The sequence below is a fragment of the Caballeronia sp. EK genome (assembly GCF_014384845.1).
In the GTDB taxonomy this organism is placed as follows: Bacteria; Pseudomonadota; Gammaproteobacteria; order Burkholderiales; family Burkholderiaceae; genus Caballeronia; species Caballeronia jiangsuensis.
In genome coordinates, this window is the sequence record NZ_JACSUE010000004.1 from 544,957 (window position 1) to 570,194 (window position 25,238).

At 63.0% G+C, this 25,238-nt stretch carries 25 protein-coding genes and 1 pseudogene; 22 read left to right on the forward strand and 4 right to left on the reverse strand.

Annotation, left to right across the window (positions count from 1 at the left end; all coding sequences use genetic code 11):
* Positions 1-8 precede the first annotated feature (8 nt).
* The 22 genes from IAG25_RS14805 (at position 9) to IAG25_RS14910 (ending at position 21,498) form a co-directional block, all read left to right on the forward strand.
* On the forward strand, positions 9-710 hold the full coding sequence (locus IAG25_RS14805) for a succinate dehydrogenase iron-sulfur subunit (protein WP_008354056.1): 702 nt from the start codon (positions 9-11) through the stop codon (positions 708-710).
* A gap of 1 nt (position 711) precedes the next feature.
* Positions 712-1,005, forward strand: coding sequence for an FAD assembly factor SdhE (locus IAG25_RS14810; RefSeq protein WP_187605505.1), 294 nt, complete (start codon positions 712-714; stop codon positions 1,003-1,005).
* Between the two features lie 136 nt (positions 1,006-1,141).
* Positions 1,142-2,443: a citrate synthase gene (gene gltA / locus IAG25_RS14815; protein ID WP_187605506.1), complete on the forward strand. Its 1,302-nt coding sequence runs from the start codon at positions 1,142-1,144 to the stop codon at positions 2,441-2,443.
* Between the two features lie 140 nt (positions 2,444-2,583).
* Positions 2,584-2,781 carry a type II toxin-antitoxin system VapB family antitoxin gene (locus IAG25_RS14820; protein ID WP_187605507.1) on the forward strand — a complete coding sequence of 66 codons (198 nt, stop codon included), beginning with the start codon at positions 2,584-2,586 and terminating at the stop codon, positions 2,779-2,781.
* Positions 2,778-3,149, forward strand: a complete 372-nt coding sequence (locus IAG25_RS14825) for a type II toxin-antitoxin system VapC family toxin (RefSeq protein ID WP_187605508.1) — start codon at positions 2,778-2,780, stop codon at positions 3,147-3,149. Before IAG25_RS14820 ends, IAG25_RS14825 begins: the two co-directional genes overlap by 4 nt.
* A gap of 183 nt (positions 3,150-3,332) precedes the next feature.
* On the forward strand, positions 3,333-4,742 hold the full coding sequence (gene leuC, locus IAG25_RS14830) for a 3-isopropylmalate dehydratase large subunit (protein WP_187605509.1): 1,410 nt from the start codon (positions 3,333-3,335) through the stop codon (positions 4,740-4,742).
* A gap of 24 nt (positions 4,743-4,766) precedes the next feature.
* Entirely contained in the window at positions 4,767-5,417 is a 651-nt protein-coding gene (gene leuD / locus IAG25_RS14835) for a 3-isopropylmalate dehydratase small subunit (protein WP_187605510.1), read from the forward strand.
* A gap of 29 nt (positions 5,418-5,446) precedes the next feature.
* Positions 5,447-6,514: a 3-isopropylmalate dehydrogenase gene (gene leuB, locus IAG25_RS14840; RefSeq protein WP_035511187.1), complete on the forward strand. Its 1,068-nt coding sequence runs from the start codon at positions 5,447-5,449 to the stop codon at positions 6,512-6,514.
* A gap of 146 nt (positions 6,515-6,660) precedes the next feature.
* The gene (locus IAG25_RS14845) at positions 6,661-6,828 is read left to right on the forward strand and encodes a hypothetical protein (protein ID WP_187605511.1); all 168 of its coding nucleotides are present in this window, start codon (positions 6,661-6,663) and stop codon (positions 6,826-6,828) included.
* 82 nt (positions 6,829-6,910) lie between these two features.
* Entirely contained in the window at positions 6,911-8,032 is a 1,122-nt protein-coding gene (gene asd, locus IAG25_RS14850) for an aspartate-semialdehyde dehydrogenase (RefSeq protein ID WP_187605512.1), read from the forward strand.
* 150 nt (positions 8,033-8,182) lie between these two features.
* The gene (locus tag IAG25_RS14855) at positions 8,183-10,291 is read left to right on the forward strand and encodes a FimV/HubP family polar landmark protein (RefSeq protein WP_187605513.1); all 2,109 of its coding nucleotides are present in this window, start codon (positions 8,183-8,185) and stop codon (positions 10,289-10,291) included.
* 1 nt (position 10,292) lies between these two features.
* Positions 10,293-11,096: a tRNA pseudouridine(38-40) synthase TruA gene (gene truA, locus IAG25_RS14860; protein WP_187605514.1), complete on the forward strand. Its 804-nt coding sequence runs from the start codon at positions 10,293-10,295 to the stop codon at positions 11,094-11,096.
* A complete protein-coding gene (locus IAG25_RS14865) occupies positions 11,093-11,761 on the forward strand; it encodes a phosphoribosylanthranilate isomerase (protein WP_187605515.1) in 669 nt (222 codons plus the stop codon). The genes truA and IAG25_RS14865 overlap by 4 nt, the downstream gene beginning before the upstream one ends.
* A 48-nt stretch (positions 11,762-11,809) precedes the next feature.
* Complete coding sequence (trpB, locus tag IAG25_RS14870; RefSeq protein WP_187605516.1) at positions 11,810-13,003, forward strand: tryptophan synthase subunit beta; 1,194 nt, start codon at positions 11,810-11,812, stop codon at positions 13,001-13,003.
* A gap of 11 nt (positions 13,004-13,014) precedes the next feature.
* On the forward strand, positions 13,015-13,893 hold the full coding sequence (locus IAG25_RS14875; protein ID WP_187605517.1) for a DNA-methyltransferase: 879 nt from the start codon (positions 13,015-13,017) through the stop codon (positions 13,891-13,893).
* A 76-nt stretch (positions 13,894-13,969) separates the two neighbouring features.
* Positions 13,970-14,773, forward strand: a complete 804-nt coding sequence (trpA, locus tag IAG25_RS14880; protein ID WP_187605518.1) for a tryptophan synthase subunit alpha — start codon at positions 13,970-13,972, stop codon at positions 14,771-14,773.
* 70 nt (positions 14,774-14,843) lie between these two features.
* On the forward strand, positions 14,844-15,716 hold the full coding sequence (gene accD / locus IAG25_RS14885) for an acetyl-CoA carboxylase, carboxyltransferase subunit beta (protein WP_035511203.1): 873 nt from the start codon (positions 14,844-14,846) through the stop codon (positions 15,714-15,716).
* A gap of 75 nt (positions 15,717-15,791) precedes the next feature.
* Positions 15,792-17,102, forward strand: coding sequence for a bifunctional tetrahydrofolate synthase/dihydrofolate synthase (folC, locus tag IAG25_RS14890; protein ID WP_187605519.1), 1,311 nt, complete (start codon positions 15,792-15,794; stop codon positions 17,100-17,102).
* A gap of 41 nt (positions 17,103-17,143) precedes the next feature.
* On the forward strand, positions 17,144-17,986 hold the full coding sequence (locus IAG25_RS14895; protein ID WP_187605520.1) for an SPOR domain-containing protein: 843 nt from the start codon (positions 17,144-17,146) through the stop codon (positions 17,984-17,986).
* Positions 17,987-17,995: 9 nt separating this feature from the next.
* Positions 17,996-18,529 (forward strand): CvpA family protein, encoded by a 534-nt coding sequence (locus IAG25_RS14900; protein WP_187605521.1) that lies wholly within the window; start codon positions 17,996-17,998, stop codon positions 18,527-18,529.
* Positions 18,530-18,671: 142 nt separating this feature from the next.
* The gene (gene purF, locus IAG25_RS14905) at positions 18,672-20,219 is read left to right on the forward strand and encodes an amidophosphoribosyltransferase (protein WP_187605522.1); all 1,548 of its coding nucleotides are present in this window, start codon (positions 18,672-18,674) and stop codon (positions 20,217-20,219) included.
* Between the two features lie 88 nt (positions 20,220-20,307).
* Entirely contained in the window at positions 20,308-21,498 is a 1,191-nt protein-coding gene (locus IAG25_RS14910) for an O-succinylhomoserine sulfhydrylase (RefSeq protein WP_187605523.1), read from the forward strand.
* A 660-nt stretch (positions 21,499-22,158) separates the two neighbouring features.
* Here IAG25_RS14910 and IAG25_RS14915 read toward each other — a convergent pair.
* The 4 genes and pseudogenes from IAG25_RS14915 to IAG25_RS14930 form a co-directional block, all read right to left on the reverse strand.
* A pseudogene (locus tag IAG25_RS14915) lies at positions 22,159-22,950 on the reverse strand (AraC family transcriptional regulator); the annotation flags it as partial.
* A complete protein-coding gene (locus IAG25_RS14920) occupies positions 22,944-23,285 on the reverse strand; it encodes an FKBP-type peptidyl-prolyl cis-trans isomerase (RefSeq protein ID WP_035502329.1) in 342 nt (113 codons plus the stop codon). The pseudogene IAG25_RS14915 and the gene IAG25_RS14920, both read right to left, overlap by 7 nt.
* A gap of 96 nt (positions 23,286-23,381) precedes the next feature.
* Complete coding sequence (locus IAG25_RS14925) at positions 23,382-24,797, reverse strand: hypothetical protein (protein ID WP_187605525.1); 1,416 nt, start codon at positions 24,795-24,797, stop codon at positions 23,382-23,384.
* A gap of 73 nt (positions 24,798-24,870) precedes the next feature.
* Positions 24,871-25,137 (reverse strand): zinc ribbon domain-containing protein, encoded by a 267-nt coding sequence (locus tag IAG25_RS14930; RefSeq protein ID WP_222946501.1) that lies wholly within the window; start codon positions 25,135-25,137, stop codon positions 24,871-24,873.
* Positions 25,138-25,238 lie beyond the last annotated feature (101 nt).

Sequence of the window (25,238 nt, forward strand, 5' to 3'; positions counted from 1 at the left end):
AAATCGAAATGGCAAAACGTATTTTTGAAGTCTATCGCTACGATCCGGACAAGGACGCGGCGCCGCGCATGCAGTCGTACGAGCTCGATCTGACGCATGAACGCATGCTGCTCGACGCGCTGGTGAAGCTGAAGGAAGTGGACGAGACGCTGTCGTTCCGTCGCTCGTGTCGCGAGGGCGTGTGCGGCTCGGACGCGATGAACATCAACGGCAAGAACGGGCTGGCGTGTCTGACGAATCTGAATGAACTGCCGCAGAAGATCGTGCTGCGCCCGCTGCCGGGGCTGCCCGTGGTGCGCGATCTGATCTGCGACTTCACGCAGTTCTTCAACCAGTATCATTCGATCAAGCCGTATCTGATCAACGATACGCCGCCGCCCGAGAAAGAACGCCTGCAATCGCCGGTGGAGCGCGACGAACTGGATGGACTCTATGAGTGCATCCTGTGCGCGAGCTGCTCGACGTCGTGCCCGAGCTTCTGGTGGAATCCGGACAAGTTCGTGGGCCCGGCGGGCTTGCTGCAAGCCTATCGCTTCATCGCGGACAGCCGCGATCAGGCGACGGGCGAACGCCTCGACAACCTGGAAGATCCGTACCGTCTGTTCCGTTGCCATACGATCATGAATTGCGTCGACGTGTGCCCCAAGGGGCTCAATCCGACCAAAGCGATCGGCAAGATCAAGGAATTGATGGTGCGCCGCGCTGTCTGAGATGGACTATGTGATGGTCGACAATCAAGACAACTCGCATCAGTCCGATCCCCTTCGCCGTGCGCGCCTTCGCTGGCGCGCGCGGCGCGGCCTGCTGGAAAACGATCTGATCTTCGATCGCTTCTTCAGCCGATATGAGCATGACCTCAGTGACGCCGACGTGGCCGCATTGACCCGCCTGCTGGAACTGAGCGACAACGAACTGATGGACTTGCTGCTGGCGCGCACGGAGCCTGAGGGTGACCTCGCGACGCCCGACGTAATCCGCTTGCTGGAACTGCTGCGCACCGTGTGATTTCAGCAGGAACTCACGGATTTTTGCAAAATAGGCCTGTTGCAGTGCACACAGGCCGATCGAACAGTTTTGCCGCGCAGCTTCCGTCGTGCAAATTATCGAAAACCTGTATCCATACTTCGATTGAGGATGTGCTATGACCCCGTCAGATGTTAAAGCCACGCTATCGTTCAGCGACAACTCGCCGAGCGTCGAAATGCCGATCTACAAGGGCACGATGGGCCCGGACGTGATCGACATCCGCAAGTTGTACGGTCAGACCGGCAAGTTCACGTATGACCCGGGCTTCATGTCGACGGCGGCGTGCAATTCCGCGATCACGTACATCGACGGCGACAAGGGCGAGCTGCTGTACCGCGGCTTCCCGATCGAGCAGTTGGCCGTGAATGCCGACTTCCTCGAGACCTGCTACCTGCTCCTGAAGGGCGAACTGCCGAACGAAGCGCAGAACAAGGAATTCGTGGACACGGTCACGCGTCACACGATGGTGCACGAGCAGATGCACTTCTTCTTCCGCGGTTTCCGTCGCGACGCGCACCCGATGGCGGTGTTGACGGCTGCCGTGGGCGCGCTGTCGGCGTTCTATCACGACTCGCTGAACATCAACGATCCGCGCCACCGTGAAGTGTCGGCCATTCGCATGATCGCGAAGCTGCCGACGCTCGTCGCGATGGCGTACAAGTTCAGCATCGGTCAGCCGTTCGTGTATCCGAAGAACGAACTGTCGTACAGCGCGAACTTCATGCACATGATGTTCTCGAACCCGTGCGAAGAGTACAAAGTCAACGACGTGCTCGTGCGCGCGCTCGACCGCATCCTGATCCTGCACGCGGACCACGAGCAGAACGCGTCGACGTCTACTGTGCGTCTCGCCGGTTCGTCGGGCGCGAACCCGTTCGCGTGTATCGCGGCCGGTATCGCGTGTCTGTGGGGTCCGGCGCACGGCGGCGCGAACGAAGCCGCCTTGAACATGCTGGAAGAGATCGGCTCGGTCGACCACATTCCCGAGTTCATCAAGCAGGTGAAGGACAAGAACTCGGGCGTGAAGCTGATGGGCTTTGGCCACCGCGTGTACAAGAACTACGACCCGCGCGCCAAGCTGATGCGCGAGACGTGTCACGAAGTGCTGAACGAACTCGGCCTGCACGACGATCCGCTCTTCAAGCTCGCGATGGAACTCGAAAAGATCGCGCTGGAAGACGAATACTTCGTGTCGCGCAAGCTGTACCCGAACGTCGATTTCTACTCGGGCATCGTGCAGCGCGCGCTGGGCATCCCGACGTCGATGTTCACGTGTATCTTCGCGATGGCACGTACGGTCGGCTGGATCGCGCAGTGGAACGAGATGATTGCGGATCCGGAGCAGAAGATTGGCCGTCCGCGTCAGCTGTTCATCGGTCAGACGCCGCGTGAAGCGAAGCCGCTGGCGAAGCGTTAAGCCGTTTTACGGTTGAAGGTAGGTGAAGGCCCCGGCGGGTGACTGCCGGGGCTTTTTGCGTTTTGGGCGACGGGTTGAAAGCATGAAAATCGCCATCATTTGATGCTAATATAAATGCCTAATGAAACGGAGATACGGATATGCGTACGACCATCGCCCTCGATGACGATCTGCTGGCAAAAGCTCAAGCCTATACAGGCGTCACAGAAAAATCGGCGCTGGTGCGCGAAGCACTGAAAGCGCTCGTCCAACGTGAAGCGGCTCGGCGACTTGCGAATCTCGGCGGCAGTCAACCGGGCATCGAAGGCGCGCCGCGTCATCGGCAGGAGCGCGAATGATCCTTGTCGACACTTCGGTGTGGATCGACCATATCAACGCGTCCGAACCGTTACTGGTGAATCTGCTCGGCGAGGAGCGCGTGCTTGCTCATCCATTCGTCATCGGCGAAATCTCGCTTGGAAGTCTGCGCGAACGTGACGTCGTGCTGGGCGCTTTGAGCGATCTTCCTGTCGCGCCGGTAGCGACGCCCGAAGAAGTATTCTTCCTGATCGAAAGACAACGACTCTTCAATCGCGGGATCGGGTATGTCGACACATCTCTTCTGGCGTCAGCGCATTTGCAGCCTGGCGTAAAGATCTGGACCCGGGACAAGCGATTGCACAAAGTCGCCGAAGAACTCGGCGTCAATGCAATGCGTCAGCATTGACGTAGCGGGCAGTCCGTCGAGACGGGTACTCCTGATCCGGGTACTGACACCACTACCATAACTATCTGTTTTTACGAGGTTTTTTCTCTCAGCCTAGTACCCACGCCGCATACGAAGGTGGCATAATCGATCGCACAAGCTGCACACCCAAAATCCCCGCAGTCACATACGAAAGCGCTCACCATGGCACAGACTCTCTACGACAAACTGTGGAACACGCATGTGATCCACACCGAAGAGGACGGCACCTCGATCCTCTATATCGACCGTCACCTGCTGCATGAAGTGACGAGCCCGCAGGCGTTCGAAGGCCTGAAGCTGGCCGAGCGCCCGGTGTGGCGCATCAGCGCGAATCTGGCCGTATCCGACCACAACGTGCCGACCACGGACCGCTCGCACGGCATCGCCGATCCGGTTTCGAAGCTGCAAGTCGATACGCTCGACCAAAACTGCGATAGCTTCGGAATCACGCAGTTCAAGATGAACGATCTGCGCCAGGGCATCGTGCACATCATCGGGCCGGAGCAGGGCGCGACGCTGCCGGGCATGACCATCGTCTGCGGCGACTCGCATACGTCCACGCACGGCGCGTTCGGCGCGCTCGCGCACGGCATCGGCACGTCGGAAGTGGAGCACGTGCTCGCCACGCAAACGCTCCTGCAGAAGAAGAGCAAGAACATGCTCGTCAAGGTCGAAGGCTCGCTGCCGCGCGGCTGCACCGCGAAGGACATCGTGCTGGCGATCATCGGCAAGATCGGCACGGCGGGCGGCACGGGTTACGCGATCGAGTTCGGCGGCTCGACCATCCGCGCGTTGTCGATGGAAGGGCGCATGACCGTCTGCAACATGGCGATCGAAGCGGGCGCGCGGGCGGGCATGGTCGCCGTCGACGACACGACCATCAATTACCTGAAGGATCGTCCGTACTCGCCGCAGGGCGTTGAGTGGAATCAGGCCGTCGAATACTGGCGCCAGTTCAAGTCGGATGAAGGCGCGCAGTTCGATCGCGTCGTCGAATTGAATGCAGCCGAAATCGTGCCGCAAGTGACGTGGGGCACGTCGCCCGAAATGGTCACGTCGATCGATGGCCGCGTGCCCGATCCCGAGAAGGAAAAGGATCCGGTCAAGCGCGACGCGATGGAACGCGCGCTGACCTATATGGCGCTGCAGCCGAACACGCCGATCGAATCGATCAAGCCGGACAAGATCTTCATCGGCTCGTGCACGAATGCGCGTATCGAAGATTTGCGCGCGGCCGCATATGTCGTGAAGTCGCTGGGCAAGCGCGTCGCGTCGAACATCCGTCTCGCGATGGTCGTGCCGGGCTCGGGTCTCGTGAAGGCGCAGGCCGAGCGCGAAGGTCTCGACAAGATCTTCACGAACGCCGGCTTCGAATGGCGCGAACCGGGTTGCTCGATGTGCCTCGCGATGAACGCCGACCGGCTGGAAGCGGGCGAGCGCTGCGCATCGACGTCGAACCGCAACTTCGAAGGCCGTCAGGGCGCGGGCGGTCGCACGCACCTCGTGAGCCCCGCGATGGCCGCCGCCGCCGCGATCGAAGGCCATTTCGTCGACGTGCGCAAGCTCGCGTGATCAACCGGGATACAGAGAAAGATCATGGAAAAATTCGTTGTGCATAGCGGCCTCGTCGCGCCGCTCGATCGCGAGAACGTCGATACGGACGCGATCATCCCGAAGCAGTTTCTGAAGTCGATCAAGCGTACCGGTTTCGGCCCGAACGCGTTCGACGAATGGCGATATCTCGATGTCGGCCAGCCCGGCGAGGACAGCAGCAAGCGCCCGCTCAATCCGGACTTCGTGCTGAATCAGCCGCGTTATCAGGGCGCGTCGATTCTGCTTACGCGCAAGAACTTCGGCTGCGGCAGTTCGCGCGAGCACGCGCCGTGGGCGCTGGATCAGTACGGCTTTCGTGCAATCATCGCGCCGAGCTTCGCGGACATTTTCTATAACAACTGCTTCAAGAACGGTCTGCTGCCGGTCGTGTTGACGGAGCAGCAGGTCGACAAGCTGTTCAACGAAACCTACGCGTTCGTCGGTTTCAAACTGACGATCGATCTCGAAGCGCAAGTCGTGCGCACCGGCGACGGCACCGAGTACGCGTTCGAGGTGCCGGGCTTCCGCAAGTACTGCCTGCTGAACGGCTTCGACGATATCGGCCTCACGCTGCGTCACGCGGACAAGATCAAGCAATACGAAGCCGAGCGCCTCGCGAAGCAGCCGTGGCTGAATAACCGGCTCGTCGGATAAATCGAAACACGATCAAGAAGGAAGAGACGATGAAGATTGCAGTATTGCCCGGCGACGGGATCGGTCCGGAAATCACCGCCGAAGCGGTCAAGGTGCTGAATGCGCTCGGCGAGAAGTTCGAGCTTGAAGAAGCGCCGGTCGGTGGCGCGGGCTATGAGGCGAAGGGCCATCCGCTGCCCGATTCCACGCTGGCGCTCGCGAAGGAAGCCGACGCGATCCTGTTCGGCGCGGTCGGCGACTGGAAATACGACAAGCTCGAGCGCGCGCTGCGTCCCGAGCAGGCGATCCTCGGCCTGCGCAAGCACCTGCAACTCTTCGCGAACTTCCGTCCGGCGATCTGCTATCCGCAACTGACGGGCGCGTCGTCGCTGAAGCCGGAAATCGTTTCGGGCCTCGATATCCTGATCGTGCGCGAGTTGAACGGCGACATCTATTTCGGCGCGCCGCGCGGCCTGCGCGAAGCGCCGGACGGCCCGTTCGCCGGCGCGAAGGAAGGCTTCGACACGATGCGCTATTCCGAGCCCGAAGTGCGCCGTATCGCGCACGTCGCGTTTCAGGCCGCGCAGAAGCGTGAGAAGAAGCTGACGAGCGTCGACAAGGCGAACGTGCTGGAAACGTCGCAGTTGTGGCGCGACACAATGATCGACGTCGCGAAGGAATATCCGGACGTCGAGCTGTCGCACATGTACGTCGACAACGCCGCGATGCAGCTGGTGAAGGCGCCGAAGGCGTTCGACGTCGTCGTGACCGGCAACATGTTCGGCGACATCCTCTCCGACGAAGCCGCGATGCTCACCGGCTCCATCGGCATGTTGCCGTCGGCGTCGCTCGACAAGAACAACAAGGGCTTGTACGAGCCGTCGCACGGCTCCGCGCCGGATATCGCGGGCAAGGGCGTGGCCAATCCGCTCGCGACCATCCTCTCCGCCGCGATGATGCTGCGCTACTCGCTCGGCAAGACGGAGCAGGCGGACCGCATCGAAAGCGCGGTGAAGAAGGTGCTGGAGCAGGGCTACCGCACCGGCGACATCGCGACCGCGGACGGAAAGATCGTCGGCACGAAGGAAATGGGCGACGCGGTGCTGAAGGCGCTGTAACCGCCGGAAAGACGATCGGCGGTTGCAAGCCAAAGCGCGGCCGATCGTCTCTTTTTCCCGATGTTCACGCACGATCCGCACGATTTTCATACGCGCGCCGCAAGCGCGTGACGAAAACATCGGGTTATCGTGTATATTCTTTGGTCATGGCGAAGAACTCTCAATTCTCTCTGGATTCCATCGGACGCGGCTCATTTGCCGTCGCGACGGAACTCGCCATCGACACGCGCATCGTGGCTATTAAAGCCACGGCCGGGTTTTCCAAACTCGCGCGCATTACGAAAATCTCCATCAAAGCGATCACGATTCGCTGATCGTCCCTCGTGTCCGAGCGTCTTCCCCGCGCGGCCACGCCGGGTAAAGATGCGGGGAAGCTTCCACAAGTAAGGGTTAGTCATGAACGTAGGTCTCGTTGGTTGGCGCGGTATGGTCGGCAGCGTCCTGATGCAGCGCATGCAGCAGGAAGGCGATTTCGACTTGATCGAACCGGTGTTTTTCAGCACCAGCAATGCGGGCGGCAACGCGCCGTCGTTCGCCAAAAACGAGACGAAGCTCAAGGATGCGACAAGCATCGACGACCTGAAAAAGTGCGACGCCATCATCACGTGCCAGGGCGGCGACTACACCAACGAGGTGTATCCGAAGCTGCGCGCGGCGGGCTGGAAAGGCTACTGGATCGACGCGGCCTCGGCGCTGCGCATGAAGGACGACGCGGTCATCATCCTCGATCCGGTCAACTTGAACGTCATCAAGGATTCGCTCGTGAAGGGCGGCCGTGACTTCATCGGCGGCAATTGCACGGTCAGCCTGATGCTGATGGCGCTCGGCGGCCTGTTCCGCGAGAACCTCGTCGAATGGACGACCGCGATGACCTATCAGGCCGCTTCGGGCGCGGGCGCGCAGAACATGCGCGAACTGCTCCAGCAGATGGGCGTGCTGTACGGTTCCGCGAAGGAAGATCTGGCCGATCCGTCGTCGGCGATCCTCGACATCGACCGCCGCGTGCTCGCCGCGATGAACGGCGAGCGCATGCCCGTCGACAACTTCGGCGTGCCGCTCGCGGGTTCGCTGATTCCGTGGATCGACAAGGATCTCGGCAACGGCATGTCGAAGGAAGAGTGGAAGGGCGGCGCGGAAACCAACAAGATTCTCGGCAAGCCGGCGATGGGCACGCCGGGCTCCGTTCCCGTCGATGGCCTTTGCGTGCGTATCGGCGCGATGCGCTGCCACTCGCAGGCGCTGACCATCAAGCTCACGAAGGACGTGCCGCTCGACGAAGTGCACGGCATCCTCGCGTCCGCGAACGACTGGGTGAAGGTCGTGCCGAACGAGCGCGAAGCGTCGATCCGCGATCTTTCGCCCGCGGTCGTCACGGGCACGCTGACGGTGCCGGTCGGCCGTCTGCGCAAGCTGGCGATGGGCGGCGAGTATCTGTCGGCATTTACTGTCGGCGATCAACTGTTGTGGGGCGCGGCCGAACCGCTGCGCCGCATGCTGCGCATTCTGCTCGACAAGTAAAGTAAACTACGCGCCTGGAAGCGCGTGCCAAACCCAAAAGCGTCGCGGTTCTCGCGGCGCTTTTTGTTTTTGTGCAGTTTTATTGCAAAACCGGGTTTATCGAACGGTTTTGCGCCGTATGTTTCAATTTTTGCCGGACCCGGAGCCTCAATGATCCAACGACCACGCCGGTCTCTCCTTTCGTCATCGCGTGCGGCGTGCGCCGCGGCAAGTCTCGCGGTTTGCGCGATGTTCTGGGCGAATCCCGGCGATGCGCTCGCTCAGGCGAGCGGCGTCGCCCCCGCCCCGACGGGGCAGACATACGCGGTCAAGCCGGGGCAGTCGCTGAACGATGTCGTGAGCGAACTCACCGGATCGAAAGATCGTGACGTTCGCGCGAAGGCCGCGCGTGCGTTGTTCGACGCCAATCCGAACGCGTTCGGAAATCACGATATCAACAAGCTGAAGCTCGGCGCGGTGTTGAACGTGCCTGCCGATCTGATCGGTTCAGCGGCTTCCAGTGCTGCTTCGGTACCCGAGGCGCAACCGAATCCGCCCGCCGAGACGCCCGCGCCGGCGCAGGCATCGGAGAGCGCGATGGCGTCCGCTACCGCGCCTGCGTCGGCGGTCGAACCGCAGGCGAGCGCCACGTCGACGCAGGAGCAGCCGACGCCCGCGCCCGCATCGGCCACCGTAGCGCCCGCGAGCGAGCCTGCCTTGGCAGCGCCCGCGCCTGCCAGCGGCAGCGAAAGGAGCAGCCACGGCGTGGCAGCGGCGACTATCGGCCTTTCGCCATTCGTCATCGCCGCCGTGATCGCTGCGGTCGGCTTCCTGCTGCTCAGAATGCGCAGCGGCAAGAAGCGACGTGCCGCTGCAAGCAACGAAGGCGTCGATCGCACGTCTAGGACGTTCGCAAGTCTCGAGGAAGCCCAGGCCGACGCCGACGCGCGCAATGAAACGATACGCAAGGCGCGCGAGGCGTCGGCTGCGGCATCGGCCGTCGCCGCTGAGAAGAAGTCATCCGAGCTTGACCGGTCGGGACTTGCCGCTGCCGCCGCGAGTATCGACAACGCCGACGCGACTCGCGCGCCCGCCGTTCCGTCCGACGACGAACTGCCGCCGACGACCGAGGCGAAGCCCCGGCCCGCTGTCGCGCCCGGCCAGGCGAACCGCGCTGCACAGGAAGCGTCGTTCGCGCCGGTTGCGCCCGCGGCACGCCATCCCGATTTCGTGCCGCCGGTCGGCGCCACCGAAACGCAGGACCAGCACGACGAGCACGCGCGCGAGATCGCGGCGCGCGAAGCGGCGCGTCGTGAAGCCGAGAAATGGGAAAACGAGGAGCGCGAAGCCGCGGCGCGCCAGGCGGCCGTACGGGAAGCCGAAGAGCGTGAGATTCGCGCGCGCGAAGCCGCCGCGCGGGAAGCGCTCGCGCGCGAGTCGGCGGATCGTGAAGCCGGGAAGCGCGAAGCCGAGTTGCGTCAGGTGACCGAGCGCGAAGATCAGGCGCGCGAGGCCGCGGCTCGCGAGATCATCGCGCGCGAAGCCGAACTGCGCGAACTGCAGGCGCGTGCCGCCGAAGAGCAGGCCGCCGAGCAACGCGCCGCGGAGCAGCGCGACATCGAGGAACAGGCGGCGCGCGAAGCCGAAAAATCGGGTATCGCGCCGGACGAGGAGCCGGTGCTTGCGCATCGTTTTCCGATGCCGAAATTCCCTCAGGACGCGATTCAGGCGCTGGGCTCGCTCGAAATGGAACTGCCGCCGCGCATGGAACTGTCGATCAAGCCGCCCGGCGCAGCGGAGCCGGCAGCGGCGGCATCGTCGGTGGCGTCCGATGTGCCGCGCGAGTCGCGTCCCGCAGCCTTGCAGCCGCCGCCGACGGGTCCGCAGCCGATCGAACAGGTGCCGTTCATTCCGCAGCCGATGGCGCAGCCGGATTCGGCGCGGCCTACGCAATCGCAAGCTCAGTCCGTGGCCTCGCAAATCGAGGCGGGAACGGCTGGCGCGGCCTCGGTCGCCGGTCTCGGCGCGACGCGATTCGGGCCGCTGAGCCTCGATTTCGATCTCGGGCGCGCGTCGAGCGCGACCGAGCCGATGCCCGCGCTGACGCCCGCGCAACTGGCGACGATCGCGCGCAACAAGCTGGAACTCGCCGCCGAATACATCGAGCTGGGCGATCTCTCCGGCGCACGCACGCTGTTGCAGGAAGTGATCGAATCGAACGATCCGGCGACACGTCAGCAGGCCGCCACGCTCTTGTCGACGCTCGCCCCGCATTCCTGAGATGCGCATCGCTTTAGGCATTCAGTACGATGGCTCGGCGTTTTGCGGCTGGCAGTCTCAGCCGCACGGCAAGACGGTGCAGAACGAACTGGAGCGCGCGCTCGCCGAATTCGCGCAGACGCCGCTCCCGACGGTCGTCGCCGGGCGCACGGATACGGGCGTGCATGGTCTCGGCCAGGTCGTCCATTTCGACACCGAGCTCGATCGCACCGAATTCTCGTGGGTGCGCGGCACGAACGCGTTTTTGCCCGATACCGTCGCCGTGCAATGGGCGAAGCCGATGCCCGACGACTTCCACGCCCGCTTCGCGGCGTTCGAGCGCACCTACTTTTACGTTCTGTACGTCAATCCGGTGCGCTCACCGATGCTGGCGAAACGCGCAGGCTGGGTGCATACGCCGCTCGACGTCGACGCGATGCGCGATTCGATCGCGTGCCTGATCGGCGAGCACGATTTTTCGTCGTTCCGCGCGGCCGATTGCCAGTCGAAGACGCCGGTAAAGCATCTCTATCAGATCGACGTGCGCGAGCAGGGCGACTTCATCCACTTTCGCTTTCGCGCCAACGCGTTCCTGCATCACATGGTGCGCAATCTGATGGGATGCCTCGTCGCGATCGGACGCGGCCGTCATCCGGCTTCGTGGATGGCCGATGTCCTCGCCGCCCGCGATCGCCGTGTCGCCGCGCCGACCTTCATGCCGGACGGGCTGTATCTGGCCGAGGTCGGCTATCCTGAACACTTCGCGGTGCCGCCGCCGCATGTCGCCAGCATGCCCTGGAGCGCCATTTGGGCAGAGTCGAAATGACCGAACGAGATTTGCATCGCACCCGCGTCAAGCTATGCGGACTATCGCGCGTCGAGGACGTGCAGCACGCCGTCGCGCTGGGCGCCGACGCTGTGGGCTTCGTGTTCTATCCGCCGAGTCCGCGCTCGGTGAGCGTCGCGCAGGCGGTGGAACTGGCGCGGCACGTGCCGCCGCTGGTGTCGGCCGTGGGCCTCTTCGTCAATGCAACGCCCGAGTGGATTCGCGAAGTCACATCCAACGTGCCGCTTTCGCTGCTGCAATTTCACGGCGACGAAACCCCCGAACAATGCGAGGAACTCGCCGCGATTGCGGGTTTATCCTATTGGCGCGCGCTGCGAATTGGGGCTGATGCGGAGACAAGCCATTTGATAGAATCGTCAATCAAGTTCAAAGCCGCAGGCGGCCTTCTGCTCGACGCTCTCGTCGAGGGCTTCGGTGGCGGTGGAAAGGTATTCGATTGGTCACTTATCCCAACAGATCTCGGGCATCGGGCCGTTTTGAGTGGTGGGTTGAACGCGCAAAACGTCAGTGACGCCATTCGGCGTGTGCGCCCGTACGCGGTCGATGTCTCGAGCGGCATCGAAGTGCCGGGCGCCAAGGGCGTGAAGGATCCCGCCCGAATGGCGGCATTCGTACGCGCGGTGCGCGAAGCGGATGCCGGGTGATGTTGACGTGTGCCGCGCTGCCGGCCACGTAACCGAGAGAGTGACGTAATGTACAACTTGCCAGACGAAAGAGGCCACTTCGGCCAATATGGAGGCGTGTTCGTCTCCGAAACGCTCATCCACGCGCTCGATGAACTGCGCGTCGCGTATGAAGCGGCACATAAAGATCCCGCATTTCTCGCCGAATACGAGTACGAGCTCAAGCATTACGTGGGCCGTCCGTCGCCGATTTATCACGCGAAGCGCTGGAGCGAGATGCTCGGAGGCGCGCAGCTTTATCTCAAGCGCGAGGATCTGAATCACACCGGCGCGCACAAGGTGAATAACGTGATCGGCCAGGCGCTGCTCGCTCGCAAGATGGGCAAGCCGCGCGTGATCGCGGAAACCGGCGCGGGCCAGCACGGCGTGGCGACGGCGACCATCGCCGCGCGCTTCGGCATGGAGTGTGTGGTCTATATGGGCGCGGAAGATGTGCGTCGGCAGGCGGCGAATGTGTATCGCATGAAGCTGCTCGGCGCGACGGTCGTTCCGGTCGAATCCGGCTCGAAGACGCTCAAGGATGCGCTCAACGAAGCTATGCGCGACTGGGTGACGAACGTCGAAAACACGTTCTACATCATCGGCACGGTGGCGGGACCGCATCCCTATCCGATGATGGTGCGTGACTTCCAACGCGTGATCGGCGACGAATGCCGCGTGCAAATGCCCGAAATGGCCGGTCGTCAGCCCGATGCGGTCATCGCGTGCGTTGGCGGCGGATCGAATGCGATGGGCATCTTTTATCCGTATATCGACGACAAAGACGTCAAACTGATCGGCGTCGAAGCCGCGGGCGACGGCATAGATACGGGCCGTCACGCGGCGTCGCTGATGGGCGGCAGTCCTGGCGTGCTGCACGGCAACCGGACGTATCTGCTTCAGGACGACAACGGCCAGATCATCGAGACGCATTCGATATCGGCGGGACTCGACTATCCGGGCGTCGGCCCCGAGCACGCATGGCTGAAGGACATCGGGCGCGCGGAGTACGTCGGCATCACGGACGACGAAGCGCTCAAGGCGTTCCACGACTGCTGTCGCATCGAGGGCATCATCCCGGCGCTCGAGTCGAGCCACGCACTTGCCTACGGCGCGAAGCTCGCCAAGACGCTGCCGCGCGACAAGGTGCTGCTCGTGAATCTGTCGGGCCGGGGCGACAAGGACATGCATACGGTCGCCGAGCGATCGGGCATCCAGTTCTGAGCCGCTGACCGATGCGCACCGTTATCGACGAGCCCTTGTCCGTCGGCGCTCTTCAGGGCGCCGGCAGCGACATTCGCAACCGCGATTTTCTGGCCGATGCCGAACACATTCCCGATGCGTCGATCGATCTGATCGTCGCGGACCCGCCCTATGGTCTGGGCAAGGACTACGGGAACGATTCGGACATGCTGTCCGGCGACGCTTTTCTGGAGTGGACGTATCGCTGGCTCGATCTGGCGATCCCGAAACTCAAGCCGAGCGGCTCGCTGTACATCTTCTGCACCTGGCAATACTCGCCCGAGCTGTTCGTGTTCCTGAAGCGCCGCCTTTTGATGATCAACGAGATCGTCTGGGACCGGCGCGTGCCGAGCATGGGCGGAACGACGCGCAAATTTACGTCAGTGCACGATAACATCGGTTATTTCGCGGTATCGAAGGATTATTACTTCGATCTCGATCCGGTGCGCATCCCCTACGACGCAGAGACGAAAAAGGCGCGCTCACGCAAGATTTTCGAGGGCAGCAAGTGGCTCGAACTCGGCTATAACCCGAAGGATGTCTGGTCCGTGTCGCGTCTGCATCGGCAGCACGCGGAGCGGGTGGATCATCCGACGCAAAAGCCGCTGGAAATCGTCGAGCGCATGGTGCTTGCGAGTTGTCCGCCGGGCGGCCGCGTGCTCGATCCGTTCATGGGCAGCGGCACGACGGCGGTTGCTTGCGCGCGCCACGACCGCCAGTTCATTGGCTACGAGATCAACGCGGATTATTGCGCGATTGCGGAAAATCGCATCGCCGAAGCCCGCGCCGCGCGACTAAGGCCAGCGGAGCCGGTCCGCTCGCGCCGCAAAGCGCTCGTGACGGTCGATGCCGCTGCGCAAACCACCGAATAGCGTCTTTTTCGTCGCTAATCGCGTCAGATGACTACCGAAGCATCTGACGCTAACGAATCCGATCAAGAGAATTCCCATGTCCCGTATCAAGAATACTTTTGCGGCATTGGCCGCGCAGGGCAAAAAAGGGCTGATTCCGTTCATCACCGCGGGCGACCCGAACCCCGAGCAAACCGTGGAGTTCATGCACGCGCTGGCGAAAGGCGGCGCGGACGTCATCGAACTGGGCGTGCCGTTTTCCGATCCGATGGCCGACGGCCCCGTGATCCAGCGTTCGTCCGAGCGCGCGCTCGCACGCGGCGTGACGCTCAAAAGCGTGCTCGCCGATGTCAAACGCTTCCGCCAGACCGACGACAAGACGCCCGTCGTGCTGATGGGCTACGCGAATCCGATCGAGCGCATGGGCGCCGACGCCTTCGCGAAAGCCGCGCAGGAAGCGGGCGTCGACGGCGTGCTGGTGGTCGATTACCCGCCCGAGGAAGCGGAAAGCTTCGGTGCGACGATGCGCGCGGCCGGCATCGATCCGATCTTCCTGCTCGCGCCGACATCGACGCACGAGCGCGTCGCGGCAGTCGGCAAGATCGCGAGCGGCTATGTCTACTACGTATCGCTGAAAGGCGTGACCGGCGCGGCAAATCTGGACGTTTCCAGCATCGCGAGTAAAATCCCGGCCATCAAGTCGCATGTGCCTCTGCCGGTGGGCGTCGGCTTCGGCATTCGCGACGCCCAAACCGCACGCGCCGTCGCCGATGTCGCGGACGCCGTCGTCATCGGCAGCCGCCTCGTGCAGTTGCTCGAGGAGGCGAAGCCGGATGCCGCGGCCGCATCGCTGACGAGCTTCATCGCCGAAATTCGTCAGGCGCTCGACGCCGCACAGTAAAATACGCGCCGCCGCGGGCCGTCCGATCCGGACGTGCGCCGCGCGGCGACCGATCAGTCAAGGAAAAACGATGAGCTGGCTCGACAAACTGCTGCCGCCGAAGATCAAGCAAACCGATCCCAAAAGCCGTAAGGGCATCCCCGAGGGGCTCTGGGTGAAGTGCCCGTCGTGCGAGGCGGTGCTGTATCGCAACGACGTCGAGGCGAATCTGCATGTTTGCCCGAAGTGCAGCCATCACATGCGCATCGGCGCGCGCGAACGGCTCGACCGCCTGCTCGATCCGGAAGGCCGCTACGAAATCGGCCAGGAAGTCGTGCCGGTCGATGCGCTCAAGTTCAAGGACAGCCGCAAGTATCCGGATCGCATCAAGGAAGCGATGGAGGATACCGACGAAACCGACGCGATGGTCGTCATGGGCGGCGCGATCCACACGATTCCGTGCGTTGTCGCGTGCTTCGAGTTCTCGTTCATGGGCGGCTCGATGGGCTCGGTGGTTGGCGAGCGCTTCGTGCGCGGCGCGCGCAATGCGATCGAGCAGAACGTGCCGTTCATCTGCTTCACGGCGTCCGGCGGCGCGCGCATGCAGGAAAGCCTGCTTTCGCTGATGCAAATGGCCAAGACCACCGCGCTCCTGACCCGGCTGTCGGATGCGAAGTTGCCCTTCATCTCCGTGCTGACCGACCCGACGATGGGCGGCGTGTCGGCGAGCTTCGCTTTCCTCGGCGACGTCGTGATCGGCGAGCCGAAAGCGCTGATCGGCTTCGCCGGCCCGCGCGTGATCGAACAGACCGTGCGCGAAAAGTTGCCGGAAGGCTTCCAGCGCGCCGAATTCCTGCTGCAGAAAGGCGCGATCGACATGATCGTGGATCGCCGCAAGATGCGTGAAGAACTCGCCCAATTGATGGCGCTGATGACGCGGCAACCCGCCGATTCCGTCGCCTGAGTTGCTGATATGCAGCGCTGCGCCGCGCGAGAGCCCTGAGGTTCCGCGCGGCGTTTTGCTTTACCGATCTCGAAAATGAACACTTTCTCCACCCTCGACGCCTGGCTCGCTCATCTGGAAGCAGCGCATCCGGTCGGCATCGACATGGGTCTTGCGCGCATCGGCAAGGTGAAGGACGCGCTCGGCCTGCACTTCGATTGCCCGGTCATCACCGTCGGCGGCACGAACGGCAAAGGGTCGACGTGCGCGATCATCGAAACGATCCTGCTGCGCGCGGGTTATCGCGTCGGCTGCCACACCTCGCCGCATCTGCTTTCGTTCAACGAGCGTGCGCGCATCGACGGCGCCGAGGCCAGCGATGCCGATCTGCTCGAACATTTCGAGGCGGTGGAAAAGGCGCGCGCGAGCCTGCCCGAGCCGGTTTCGCTGACCTACTTCGAATTCACGACGCTCGCGATCCTGCATCTCTTCGCATCGCGCGGGCTCGATGCGGTGATTCTGGAAGTGGGGCTGGGCGGGCGTCTGGACGCGGTGAATATCGTCGATACGGACTGCGCGGTGATCACGAGCATCGACATCGACCATACGGATTATCTCGGCGACACGCGCGAGAAGATCGGCTTCGAGAAAGCGGGCATCTTCCGCGCGGGCAAGCCCGCCGTGTGCGGCGACCCGTCGCCGCCGCAGAGCCTGATCGATCATGCTCAGGCGATCGGCGCGGACCTGTGGCTCGTCGGACGCGATTTCCGCTACGAAGCGCAGCCCGGCAACGAGCGCCAGCAATGGAGCTATATCGGCCGCGAGCAGCGTCGCCCGGCGCTGGCGTACCCCGCGCTGCGCGGCGCGAATCAGCTGATCAACACGGCGGCGGCGCTGGCCGCGCTCGAATCGTTGCGCGAGCGCCTGCCCGTTTCGGCTCAGGATATCCGCCTCGGGCTCGCCAACGTCGAGCTGCCGGGCCGCTTCCAGGTGCTGCCGGGGAAGCCGCAGATCATTCTAGACGTTGCGCATAATCCTCACGCTGCCGCCGTTTTGTCCCAGAATCTCGGCAATATGGGCTACTTTCCGTACACTTACGCGGTGTTCGGCGCGATGGGCGACAAGGATATCGAAGGCGTCGTGAAGCAGTTGAAGGGCGAGATCGACCACTGGAATCTCGCCGCGCTGCCCACGCCGCGCGCCGCGTCGACGGAGCAACTCGAGCACGCGTTGCGCGACGCCGGTGTCAACGAGGGCCCCGACAGCAGCGTTTGTCGATTTGAGACGCCGGCCCTGGCTTTTCAAGATGCGCTAAGGCGGGCGTCCGAAAATGATAGAATTTTAGTCTTCGGCAGTTTCTACACGGTAGCGGGCGTTATGGCCTACCGTCGCACGCAGCATAACTAGCAGCATCATCCAGACGGTCGGCCGTCGGCACCAAGCGATACATGGGACTCTTTTCGTTCGGCAAGAAAGACGACTCCGGTCGCGACGCATATTCCGATTCCTCGCGCGGTTCGCGTCAGACGGTCCGCACCGAGCGCCGCACGCGCCGTTCGGAGCGTACGGGCGCCGACGCGATGATGCTCGATCCCACGCTGCCCGAGAAACAGCGCGCACGCCGCAGACTCGTCGGCGCGATCGCGCTGGTGCTGGCTGCCGTCATCGTCCTGCCGATGGTGCTCGATTCGCGCCCGAAGCCCGTCACCAACGACATTTCCATCGATATTCCCAACCGCCCCGCGCCTGCCGCGAAGCAGTCGCGCGACGCGAACGACGCGGATACGCAAGCCGGCGTCGCGCATGACGCGCCTGCGGGCGCATCGGGCAGTGTGGCCGCTGGCGTGACGCAACCGCAGCCCGCCGCACCCGCCGCCACGGCACAAGCGAAGCCCGAACCGGCGGAACAGCCGAAGCCCGAAGCGAAGCCGTCGAAGCCTGCCGCTGTCGCGAGCCAGAACGCAAAGCAGGCCGCGGAGGCTTCCGAAGAAGCCAACGCGAACACCGCCGCCAACGCGGCGGCGGGCGCGGCGAACACGCCGTCGTCGCCGGCGGGCAGCCGGTTCGTGCTGCAAATCGGCCAGTTCGACGACGAAACCGCCGCGCAGAACTGGGTCAACAAGTTGAAGTCGGCGGGTGTGCCCGCATATCTCGAACATCGCAAGCAGTCGGATGGCGCGACCAAATCGCTGTTGCGCGCAGGTCCGTTCCCGGATCGCGCGTCGGCGCAGGCTGCGCTCGTGAAGGTGCGTCAGGCCGGCCTGGGCGGCGGCACCCGGGCATCGAACTAAGCAGATTCGATGTTCACCGCTTTCGACTACGGCGTGATGGCTGTGATTGGCTTGTCGGCGCTGCGCGGCATGTGGCGCGGCCTGCTGGCCGAGGCGTTCGGTCTGGTCGGCTGGGTGGCCGCCATTCTGATCGCCGGGCGCTTCGTCGGACTCGTCGTGCCCTATATTCCGTCGACATGGCCCGGCGGCGCGCTCACGCAATGGCTCGTGGCGTTCGTACTGGTGGTCGCGGCGGTGCTGCTGATATCGAGCGTGCTGTCGGCGCTTCTGACGCGCATCACCGAAGTGACCGGCCTGCGCGGCGTCGATCGCTCGTTGGGCTTGCTGTTCGGCCTCGTGAGAGGGGCTATATTGGTAGTGGTTCTGGTCGCCCTGGCTGGCTTGACCGAACTGCCGGAAAAGGATTTTTGGCGCAATGCGCTGCTGCGGCCGATGGCCGAGCAAGGCGTGCGCGAATTGAAACCGCTGCTCCCCGATACGCTCGCCGCGTATGTGCACGTCGCTCCCGAACCGAGCGGCCTGGCGCCAAACGCCGCACAATAGACGAACGGCCAGCTACACGAGGGACACGCGACGGCTGGATGACGCTTCGGCCGGCCTCGTTACGGCCGAATTTCGAGAGAAGCGTCGATGAGATCCGGGCCACGCCTTCTCTACCCGTTTCGACTCTTTGAAGGACCATGCCATGTGCGGCATCGTAGGTGTAGTTTCCCAGACTCCCGTCAATCAGCTGATCTATGACAGCCTGCTCCTGCTCCAGCATCGCGGACAGGACGCGGCGGGCATCGCCACGGCGAACGGCAACAACTTCCACATGCATAAGGCCAACGGCATGGTGCGCGACGTGTTCCGCACGCGCAACATGCGCAGCCTGCCGGGCAACGTGGGCATCGGCCAGGTGCGTTATCCGACCGCCGGTTCCGCGTCGAGCGAGGAAGAAGCACAGCCGTTCTACGTGAACGCGCCGTTCGGCATCATCCTCGCGCATAACGGCAACCTCACGAACTGGATGCAGCTTAAGGACGAGATGTTCCGCATCGACCGTCGGCACATCAACACCGCATCCGACACCGAAGTGCTCCTCAACGTGTTCGCGCACGAACTGCAGCTCGCGAGCTCGGGCCTTCAGCTCGACGCCACCGCGCTGTTCAGGGCCGTCGCGGGCGTGCATCGGCGCGTGAAGGGTTCGTATGCGATCGTCTCGCTGATCGCGGGCTACGGGCTCGTGGCGTTCCGCGATCCGTTCGGCATTCGCCCGCTCGTGCTCGGCAAGCAGGAAACGGCGACGGGCGTTGAATGGATGGTCGCATCGGAGTCGGTGGCGATCGAAGGCATCGGCTTCGAGTTCGTGCGCGATGTCGAGCCGGGCGAAGCGATTTTCATCGACGCCGAGGGCAATCTGCACAGCCATCAATGCGCCGAGAAGCCCGCGCTCAACCCCTGCATCTTCGAGCTCGTGTATCTCGCGCGTCCGGATTCGTGCCTCGATGGCGTGCCGGTCTACAACGCGCGTCTGCGCATGGGCGATTACCTCGCCGAGAAGATCAAGCGCGTGCTGCCCGATGTGCCGATCGACGTCGTGATGCCGATTCCCGATTCCTCGCGCCCCGCCGCGATGCAGGTGGCCGCGAAGCTCGGCGTCGAGTATCGCGAGGGCTTCTTCAAGAACCGCTACGTGGGCCGCACCTTCATCATGCCGGGCCAGGCGGTGCGCAAGAAGTCGGTGCGTCAGAAGCTGAACGCGATGGGCATCGAGTTCAAGGGCAAGAACGTGCTGATCGTCGACGATTCCATCGTGCGCGGCACGACCTCGCATGAAATCGTGCAGATGGCCCGCGATGCCGGCGCGAACAAGGTGATCTTCGCGTCCGCCGCGCCGCCGGTGAAGTTCCCGAACGTGTACGGCATCGACATGCCGACGCGCGGCGAACTCGTCGCGCACGGCCGCAGCGACGAGGAAGTCGCGCGCATGATCGGCGCGGATTATCTCGTCTATCAGGACGTGGAAGATCTGAAGAACGCGATCCGCGACATCAACCCGGCGCTGAAGGAATTCGAGGCTTCGTGCTTCGACGGCAACTACATCACCGGCGACGTGACGACCGATTATCTCGATCGCATCGAGACGGCGCGTCTTGCGCCGCAATCGCAGTCGGACCGTGACGCCGCGAGCGAAGCGCAGGAAGGCGGCATGACGCGCTCGCAGTTGCATCTGCAGCTATCGGTCGAGTAAGTCTTCAGCGCTTCACAAGAGCCCGCTTCGTCTGCAAGGACCAAGCGGGCTTTTTTGCGTCGCGGGCCTTGAAACAAGGGAGAAAAACATGGACGACAACCTGAACTTCGATACGCTCGCCGTGCGCGCCGGTACCTTGCGCAGCGAATTCAACGAGCATGCCGAGGCGCTCTTTCTCACGTCGAGCTTCTGCTTTTCGAGCGCGGCGGAAGCGGCCGAGCGCTTCAGGAATTCCGAGGAAGCGTACACGTATTCACGCTTCACCAATCCGACCGTCACGATGTTCCAGAACCGCCTCGCCGCGCTCGAAGGCGGCGAAGCCTGCATGGCGACGGCATCGGGCATGTCGGCGATATTGTCGGTCGTGATGGCATCGATGCAGCAGGGCGATCACATCGTCAGTTCGAAGAGCCTGTTCGGATCGACGATCGGCATGTTCACGCAGATCTTCCCGAGGTTCGGCATCACGACGACGTTCGTCGATCCGACGAAGCCCGACGAATGGCAGGCGGCCGTGAGGCCCGAGACGAAGATGTTCTTTCTGGAGACGCCGTCGAATCCGCTGACGGAGATCGCGGACATCGAGGCGATCGCGAAGATCGCGAAGCATAACGGCGCGATCTTCGTCGTTGATAACTGCTTTTGCAGTCCGGCATTGCAACAGCCGTTGAAACTCGGCGCGGACGTCGTGATGCATTCGGCCACGAAGTTTCTCGACGGTCAGGGTCGCGTGCTCGGCGGCGCGCTCGTCGGCTCGAAGCGCTTCATCATGGAGACGGTGTTTCCGTTCGTGCGCAGCGCCGGTCCGACGATGTCGGCGTTCAACGCATGGGTGCTGTTGAAGGGGATGGAGACGCTCGCGCTTCGCGTCGAGAAACAGTCGGCGAATGCGCTGGAGATCGCGCGTTGGCTCGAAGCGCATCCGGCGGTGAATCGCGTGTTCTATCCGGGGCTCGAATCGCATCCGCAACATGCGATCGCGAAGAGGCAGCAGAAGGCGGGTGGTGCGATCGTATCGTTCGAATTGAAGGGCGACACGCAGGAGCAGCAGCGCGCGAACGCATGGCGCGTGATTGACGGCACGAAGCTGTGCTCGATCACCGGGAATCTCGGCGATACGCGCACGACGATCACGCATCCTTCTACGACGACGCACGGGCGTCTTGCAGTGGAGGTGCGGGAAGGCGCGGGCATTTTTGAAGGGCTGATTCGGCTTGCTGTCGGGCTTGAGGATCCTCGGGATGTGCTCGCCGATTTGGCGCGGGGGTTGGGTTTGTAGAGTCGATCGATGGGGGTTTTTTGTGTCGCCGGATCCCGATTTCTTATTGGTCTATTAGCACTGCCCCTGTGCGGGGCGGCAGTCACTTTCTTTGCTGCTGCAAAGAAAGTAACCAAAGAAAGCAGCTCGCTTAAGCCCGCGGTCACACGCACGTTGGCCATGCTTGCCAGCCGCCAATGGCACTCGCCTAAGTGTCGCCCTCGAAGGACTTACCGGGCTTGGCTCGCGCACGGTCTGACAAACCATAACCTTGAGCGCGCTGGTTCAGCACCAAATAGCTTCGGCACAGCGCTACGCGCTGCCGTCGGGTATGCGAGGGAAGCCGTCGAAGAAGCCCGCGCAAACCCGATTGACCCATCGGCCGCGAAGCGGGCCGGAGCTATTTGGTGCTGAACCAGTTTGTTCTGTGGTGCGATGTGTCAGACCGTGCGCGATCCAAGCCCCGCGAGACCTACGAGGGCACTCGCTACTGGCGGGCCATTAGGCCAATCGCCTGTGCCGCGGCCGGCATGAAGTGCTTAGGCTGGGGATAGCTGTTTCTTTGGTTACTTTCTTTGCAGCAGCAAAGAAAGTGACTGCCGCCCCGCACAGGGGCAACACAAATAGACCGACACGAAAACGGGATCCACCGAAGCCCAAAACATCTGCCGAAAAACCAACCTAACCGCCGCGCAACGACCTGAACCCACCATTCCGCCATTGCCCTGGCGAAATGCCGAAGCGTTTAGAAAACGCGTGCGTGAACGCACTTTGATCGGCGAAGCCAACATCGAGCGCGACATCGATAAGCGTCGCACGAGGATCGGCGAGCAAGGTCAACGCGGTATCGAGCCGCAGACGATGCAAGTACCGATGCGGCGTCTCGCCAAACGCCTCATTGAAGAGCTGATGAAAGCGCCGCATGCCGAAGCCACAATGCGCGGCGAGATCGGCGATACGCAGCGGCTCCGACAAATGCAGACGCAACCATCGATCGATGCGCGCGAAGTCGAGCCCACGCATCATGTCGATGGAATCGTCGGTATCGTGCATCAGCGCGCCGCACAGATGCGCGGCAACCTGCCATGAGAATCGCTCGGAGAAGTGCGCAGCGCCGTTCGCGCGATGAGCAACCTCGGCGACTGCCTGCGTGACGCGCGGATCGATCGCGACTGCGCGCGCCCGCTCGAAATAGCGCTCGGGCACAGCGACAGACGTGGCGGGCAGATCGAGCACGAGCTGGCGATTATCGCCGTCGGCCCAGTAATCGTGGCGCGCGCCCGCCGGGATGATCCACGCGCCGCTGCAATCGATGCGCGCGCCGTTGCCATCGACGGCCATCTCCATCGACCCTTCGAGGCCGAGCACGATCTGATGAAAGTCGTGCACGTCCGACGCTTGCGCCGCCTCATAGCGGCGCAGCGACACGGCGGGACGATGAAGCGGCGCGCTCATGCCGAGATCGCTCAGACGTCCAGCAGTTCCACTTCGAACACGAGCGTCGCGTTCGGCGGAATCACGCCGCCCGCGCCACGTGCGCCGTAGCCGAGTTGCGGCGGAATCGTGAGACGGCGCACGCCGCCCACCTTCATGCCCTGCACGCCTTCGTCCCAGCCCTTGATGACCATGCCGCCGCCCAGCACGAAGGCGAACGGGTCATTGCGGTCCTTGCTCGAATCGAATTTCTGGCCGTCCGTGAGCCAGCCCGTGTAGTGCACGCTGACCGTCTTGCCCGCGACGGCTTCAGCGCCCTCGCCAACGGTGACGTCTTCGTATTTGAGACCGGAATCGGTCGTGACAATCGACATGGTTGCTCCCTGGTTGCCCGGCCATCGCCGATGGATGGCCGGTGGTCGAAACCAACATTGTAGAACGTCGCAGGAAGCGGAGCCGGGCTTAGGCGATCAGAGATGCCGGCCGCGCGGGCCGAAGCGCGAGCCGATGCGCGGCCCGATCTCGGGCCTCACGTGCCTGCCGATGGCGGTGCCGATCGACGCGCCGTCCTGCGCATCGTGCATCGCGGCGGCAGCGGCCTTGTCCCCGACCTGCTGCCTCGCGATCTTGAGCGCGCGCACGCGCACGTACGCCATCGCGACCAGCGTCCAGGGCGCAAGATAGGCAAACTCGGGCACGGACACCATCATCATCGTCCAGGTCGCGGCGCAGCACTGGCGCAGCGCCATGCCGCGCGGGTCCCAGTCGAGCTTGAACGCCGGGTAAAGCATCAGCGAGCTGATGAATACCGTGCCGACTATGCCCGTATTGACGAGCAGCGTCGAGAACAGATCGGTCGAGCGGATATAACCGAAGCCGATGCCGAAGATCTGATTGAGCGGCGACGCATTGAACCACAGGCGCATCGATTCGAGGAACAGCAGCGAGCGGTCCGAGCCCGACTCGGTTTTCTGTTCGAGCTTGTCCACCACCATCTGCTTGAAGAGATCGGCGATGTAATCCTGCAGGAGATACGCGATCACGCACAGCACGAAGAGGCCGATCAGCGCCTTGACCGGATTGATGCCGAGCTTGCGCACGCGGATGAGCGAATACACCGCATAACCGATCAGCACCGTCGACGACGTGGTCATGAGCAGCGACAGGCCGATCACCCATACCGGCCAGCGCACGCGCGACGTCGCGTTGAAGTAGACCCAGAACGGAAAGATGGACATCGCGTACATCGACGGCTCGCCGGTGAGCGCCTTCAGGCGCTGGATCGGAATGCCCTTGATGTCGATCTGCTGGAACGAACTGCCGTTCACCGTGCCGTCCGAGCGCACGATCCCCTTGCCGAACTGATCGCCGAACGCGCGGTTAGAGACGAAGTCGCCCGGCTGGCCCGTGACGATGTAATAGGCCACCTCGAACATGCCGTACAGCGCGAACAGCGTGACGGCGGCGAGAATCCACTGGTCCCACGTCGGCTTGTAGTAGTGGTACACATAAGCCGCATAGAGCACGACAGCCGACACGTAGATGGACTGCGTGAACATGCTCTTGCGCATGATGAAGGTGAAGGGATCCTTGTCGTCGACGAGCACGATCTTGCTGAAGTCGGGATCGAAGGGCGCCATCATGTCGGCGAGTTGCGACGTGCAGACCATCAGCAGCCACACGAGGATCGCCGCGCCCACGAAGTGCATCCAGCTCTTGCGCGCGCGTCCGCCGAACAGCAGCACGAGCGGCACGGAGAGGAAGCACATCAGATAGCCGATCGTCGTGCCTTGAATCGACGGCATGACGAGGAACGACGTCACCGGCATCGCGAAGGCCCAGATTCGGTAGTACAGGTCGGTCAGCGCCGCTTTTTCTTTCATCATCGAAGATTGGATGGGCCCGTTTCAAACGGGCTGTCGATCGTTATGAATGTCGGTGCGAACCATGCTTCATGGGTCATGCACGGCGCCGGAATGTCGCCAGCATGGCCAGCAGAATCACGAGCATCGAACGCGAGGGCAGGTCTGTCGTTTCTGCGAGCCGAACCTCTTCGACAACCGGGATGGGCGTCTGAACGGGCACGGGCTCCGGCGCCGGCAAGGGCTCAGCCTTGCGCACGCGATGAAAATCGCAATGCGGACACACGTTCATGCCCACGGCCACCTGCCTGCGGCAGCGCGGGCATTGCACGAGCCGATTCCTGAAGGAAAAAGGTCCGCTCATATGCGTGTCTCTCATCGACCCGGTTGACGGCGCGAGCGCGTCGAAGCCTTCGAATCCACCCTCGCGGACAAGACGTATGAACAATCGAACACGTCCCACGG

What these genes read in the sequence shown, in the direction of transcription:
- IAG25_RS14805 (WP_008354056.1), top strand. Translation starts at nt 9, where the DNA reads ATGGCAAAACGTATTTTTGAAGTCTATCGCTACGATCCGGACAAGGAC.
- IAG25_RS14810 (WP_187605505.1), top strand. Translation starts at nt 712, where the DNA reads ATGGACTATGTGATGGTCGACAATCAAGACAACTCGCATCAGTCCGAT.
- gltA (WP_187605506.1), top strand. Translation starts at nt 1,142, where the DNA reads ATGACCCCGTCAGATGTTAAAGCCACGCTATCGTTCAGCGACAACTCG.
- IAG25_RS14820 (WP_187605507.1), top strand. Translation starts at nt 2,584, where the DNA reads ATGCGTACGACCATCGCCCTCGATGACGATCTGCTGGCAAAAGCTCAA.
- IAG25_RS14825 (WP_187605508.1), top strand. Translation starts at nt 2,778, where the DNA reads ATGATCCTTGTCGACACTTCGGTGTGGATCGACCATATCAACGCGTCC.
- leuC (WP_187605509.1), top strand. Translation starts at nt 3,333, where the DNA reads ATGGCACAGACTCTCTACGACAAACTGTGGAACACGCATGTGATCCAC.
- leuD (WP_187605510.1), top strand. Translation starts at nt 4,767, where the DNA reads ATGGAAAAATTCGTTGTGCATAGCGGCCTCGTCGCGCCGCTCGATCGC.
- leuB (WP_035511187.1), top strand. Translation starts at nt 5,447, where the DNA reads ATGAAGATTGCAGTATTGCCCGGCGACGGGATCGGTCCGGAAATCACC.
- IAG25_RS14845 (WP_187605511.1), top strand. Translation starts at nt 6,661, where the DNA reads ATGGCGAAGAACTCTCAATTCTCTCTGGATTCCATCGGACGCGGCTCA.
- asd (WP_187605512.1), top strand. Translation starts at nt 6,911, where the DNA reads ATGAACGTAGGTCTCGTTGGTTGGCGCGGTATGGTCGGCAGCGTCCTG.
- IAG25_RS14855 (WP_187605513.1), top strand. Translation starts at nt 8,183, where the DNA reads ATGATCCAACGACCACGCCGGTCTCTCCTTTCGTCATCGCGTGCGGCG.
- truA (WP_187605514.1), top strand. Translation starts at nt 10,293, where the DNA reads ATGCGCATCGCTTTAGGCATTCAGTACGATGGCTCGGCGTTTTGCGGC.
- IAG25_RS14865 (WP_187605515.1), top strand. Translation starts at nt 11,093, where the DNA reads ATGACCGAACGAGATTTGCATCGCACCCGCGTCAAGCTATGCGGACTA.
- trpB (WP_187605516.1), top strand. Translation starts at nt 11,810, where the DNA reads ATGTACAACTTGCCAGACGAAAGAGGCCACTTCGGCCAATATGGAGGC.
- IAG25_RS14875 (WP_187605517.1), top strand. Translation starts at nt 13,015, where the DNA reads ATGCGCACCGTTATCGACGAGCCCTTGTCCGTCGGCGCTCTTCAGGGC.
- trpA (WP_187605518.1), top strand. Translation starts at nt 13,970, where the DNA reads ATGTCCCGTATCAAGAATACTTTTGCGGCATTGGCCGCGCAGGGCAAA.
- accD (WP_035511203.1), top strand. Translation starts at nt 14,844, where the DNA reads ATGAGCTGGCTCGACAAACTGCTGCCGCCGAAGATCAAGCAAACCGAT.
- folC (WP_187605519.1), top strand. Translation starts at nt 15,792, where the DNA reads ATGAACACTTTCTCCACCCTCGACGCCTGGCTCGCTCATCTGGAAGCA.
- IAG25_RS14895 (WP_187605520.1), top strand. Translation starts at nt 17,144, where the DNA reads ATGGGACTCTTTTCGTTCGGCAAGAAAGACGACTCCGGTCGCGACGCA.
- IAG25_RS14900 (WP_187605521.1), top strand. Translation starts at nt 17,996, where the DNA reads ATGTTCACCGCTTTCGACTACGGCGTGATGGCTGTGATTGGCTTGTCG.
- purF (WP_187605522.1), top strand. Translation starts at nt 18,672, where the DNA reads ATGTGCGGCATCGTAGGTGTAGTTTCCCAGACTCCCGTCAATCAGCTG.
- IAG25_RS14910 (WP_187605523.1), top strand. Translation starts at nt 20,308, where the DNA reads ATGGACGACAACCTGAACTTCGATACGCTCGCCGTGCGCGCCGGTACC.
- IAG25_RS14920 (WP_035502329.1), bottom strand. Translation starts at nt 23,285, where the DNA reads ATGTCGATTGTCACGACCGATTCCGGTCTCAAATACGAAGACGTCACC.
- IAG25_RS14925 (WP_187605525.1), bottom strand. Translation starts at nt 24,797, where the DNA reads ATGATGAAAGAAAAAGCGGCGCTGACCGACCTGTACTACCGAATCTGG.
- IAG25_RS14930 (WP_222946501.1), bottom strand. Translation starts at nt 25,137, where the DNA reads ATGAGCGGACCTTTTTCCTTCAGGAATCGGCTCGTGCAATGCCCGCGC.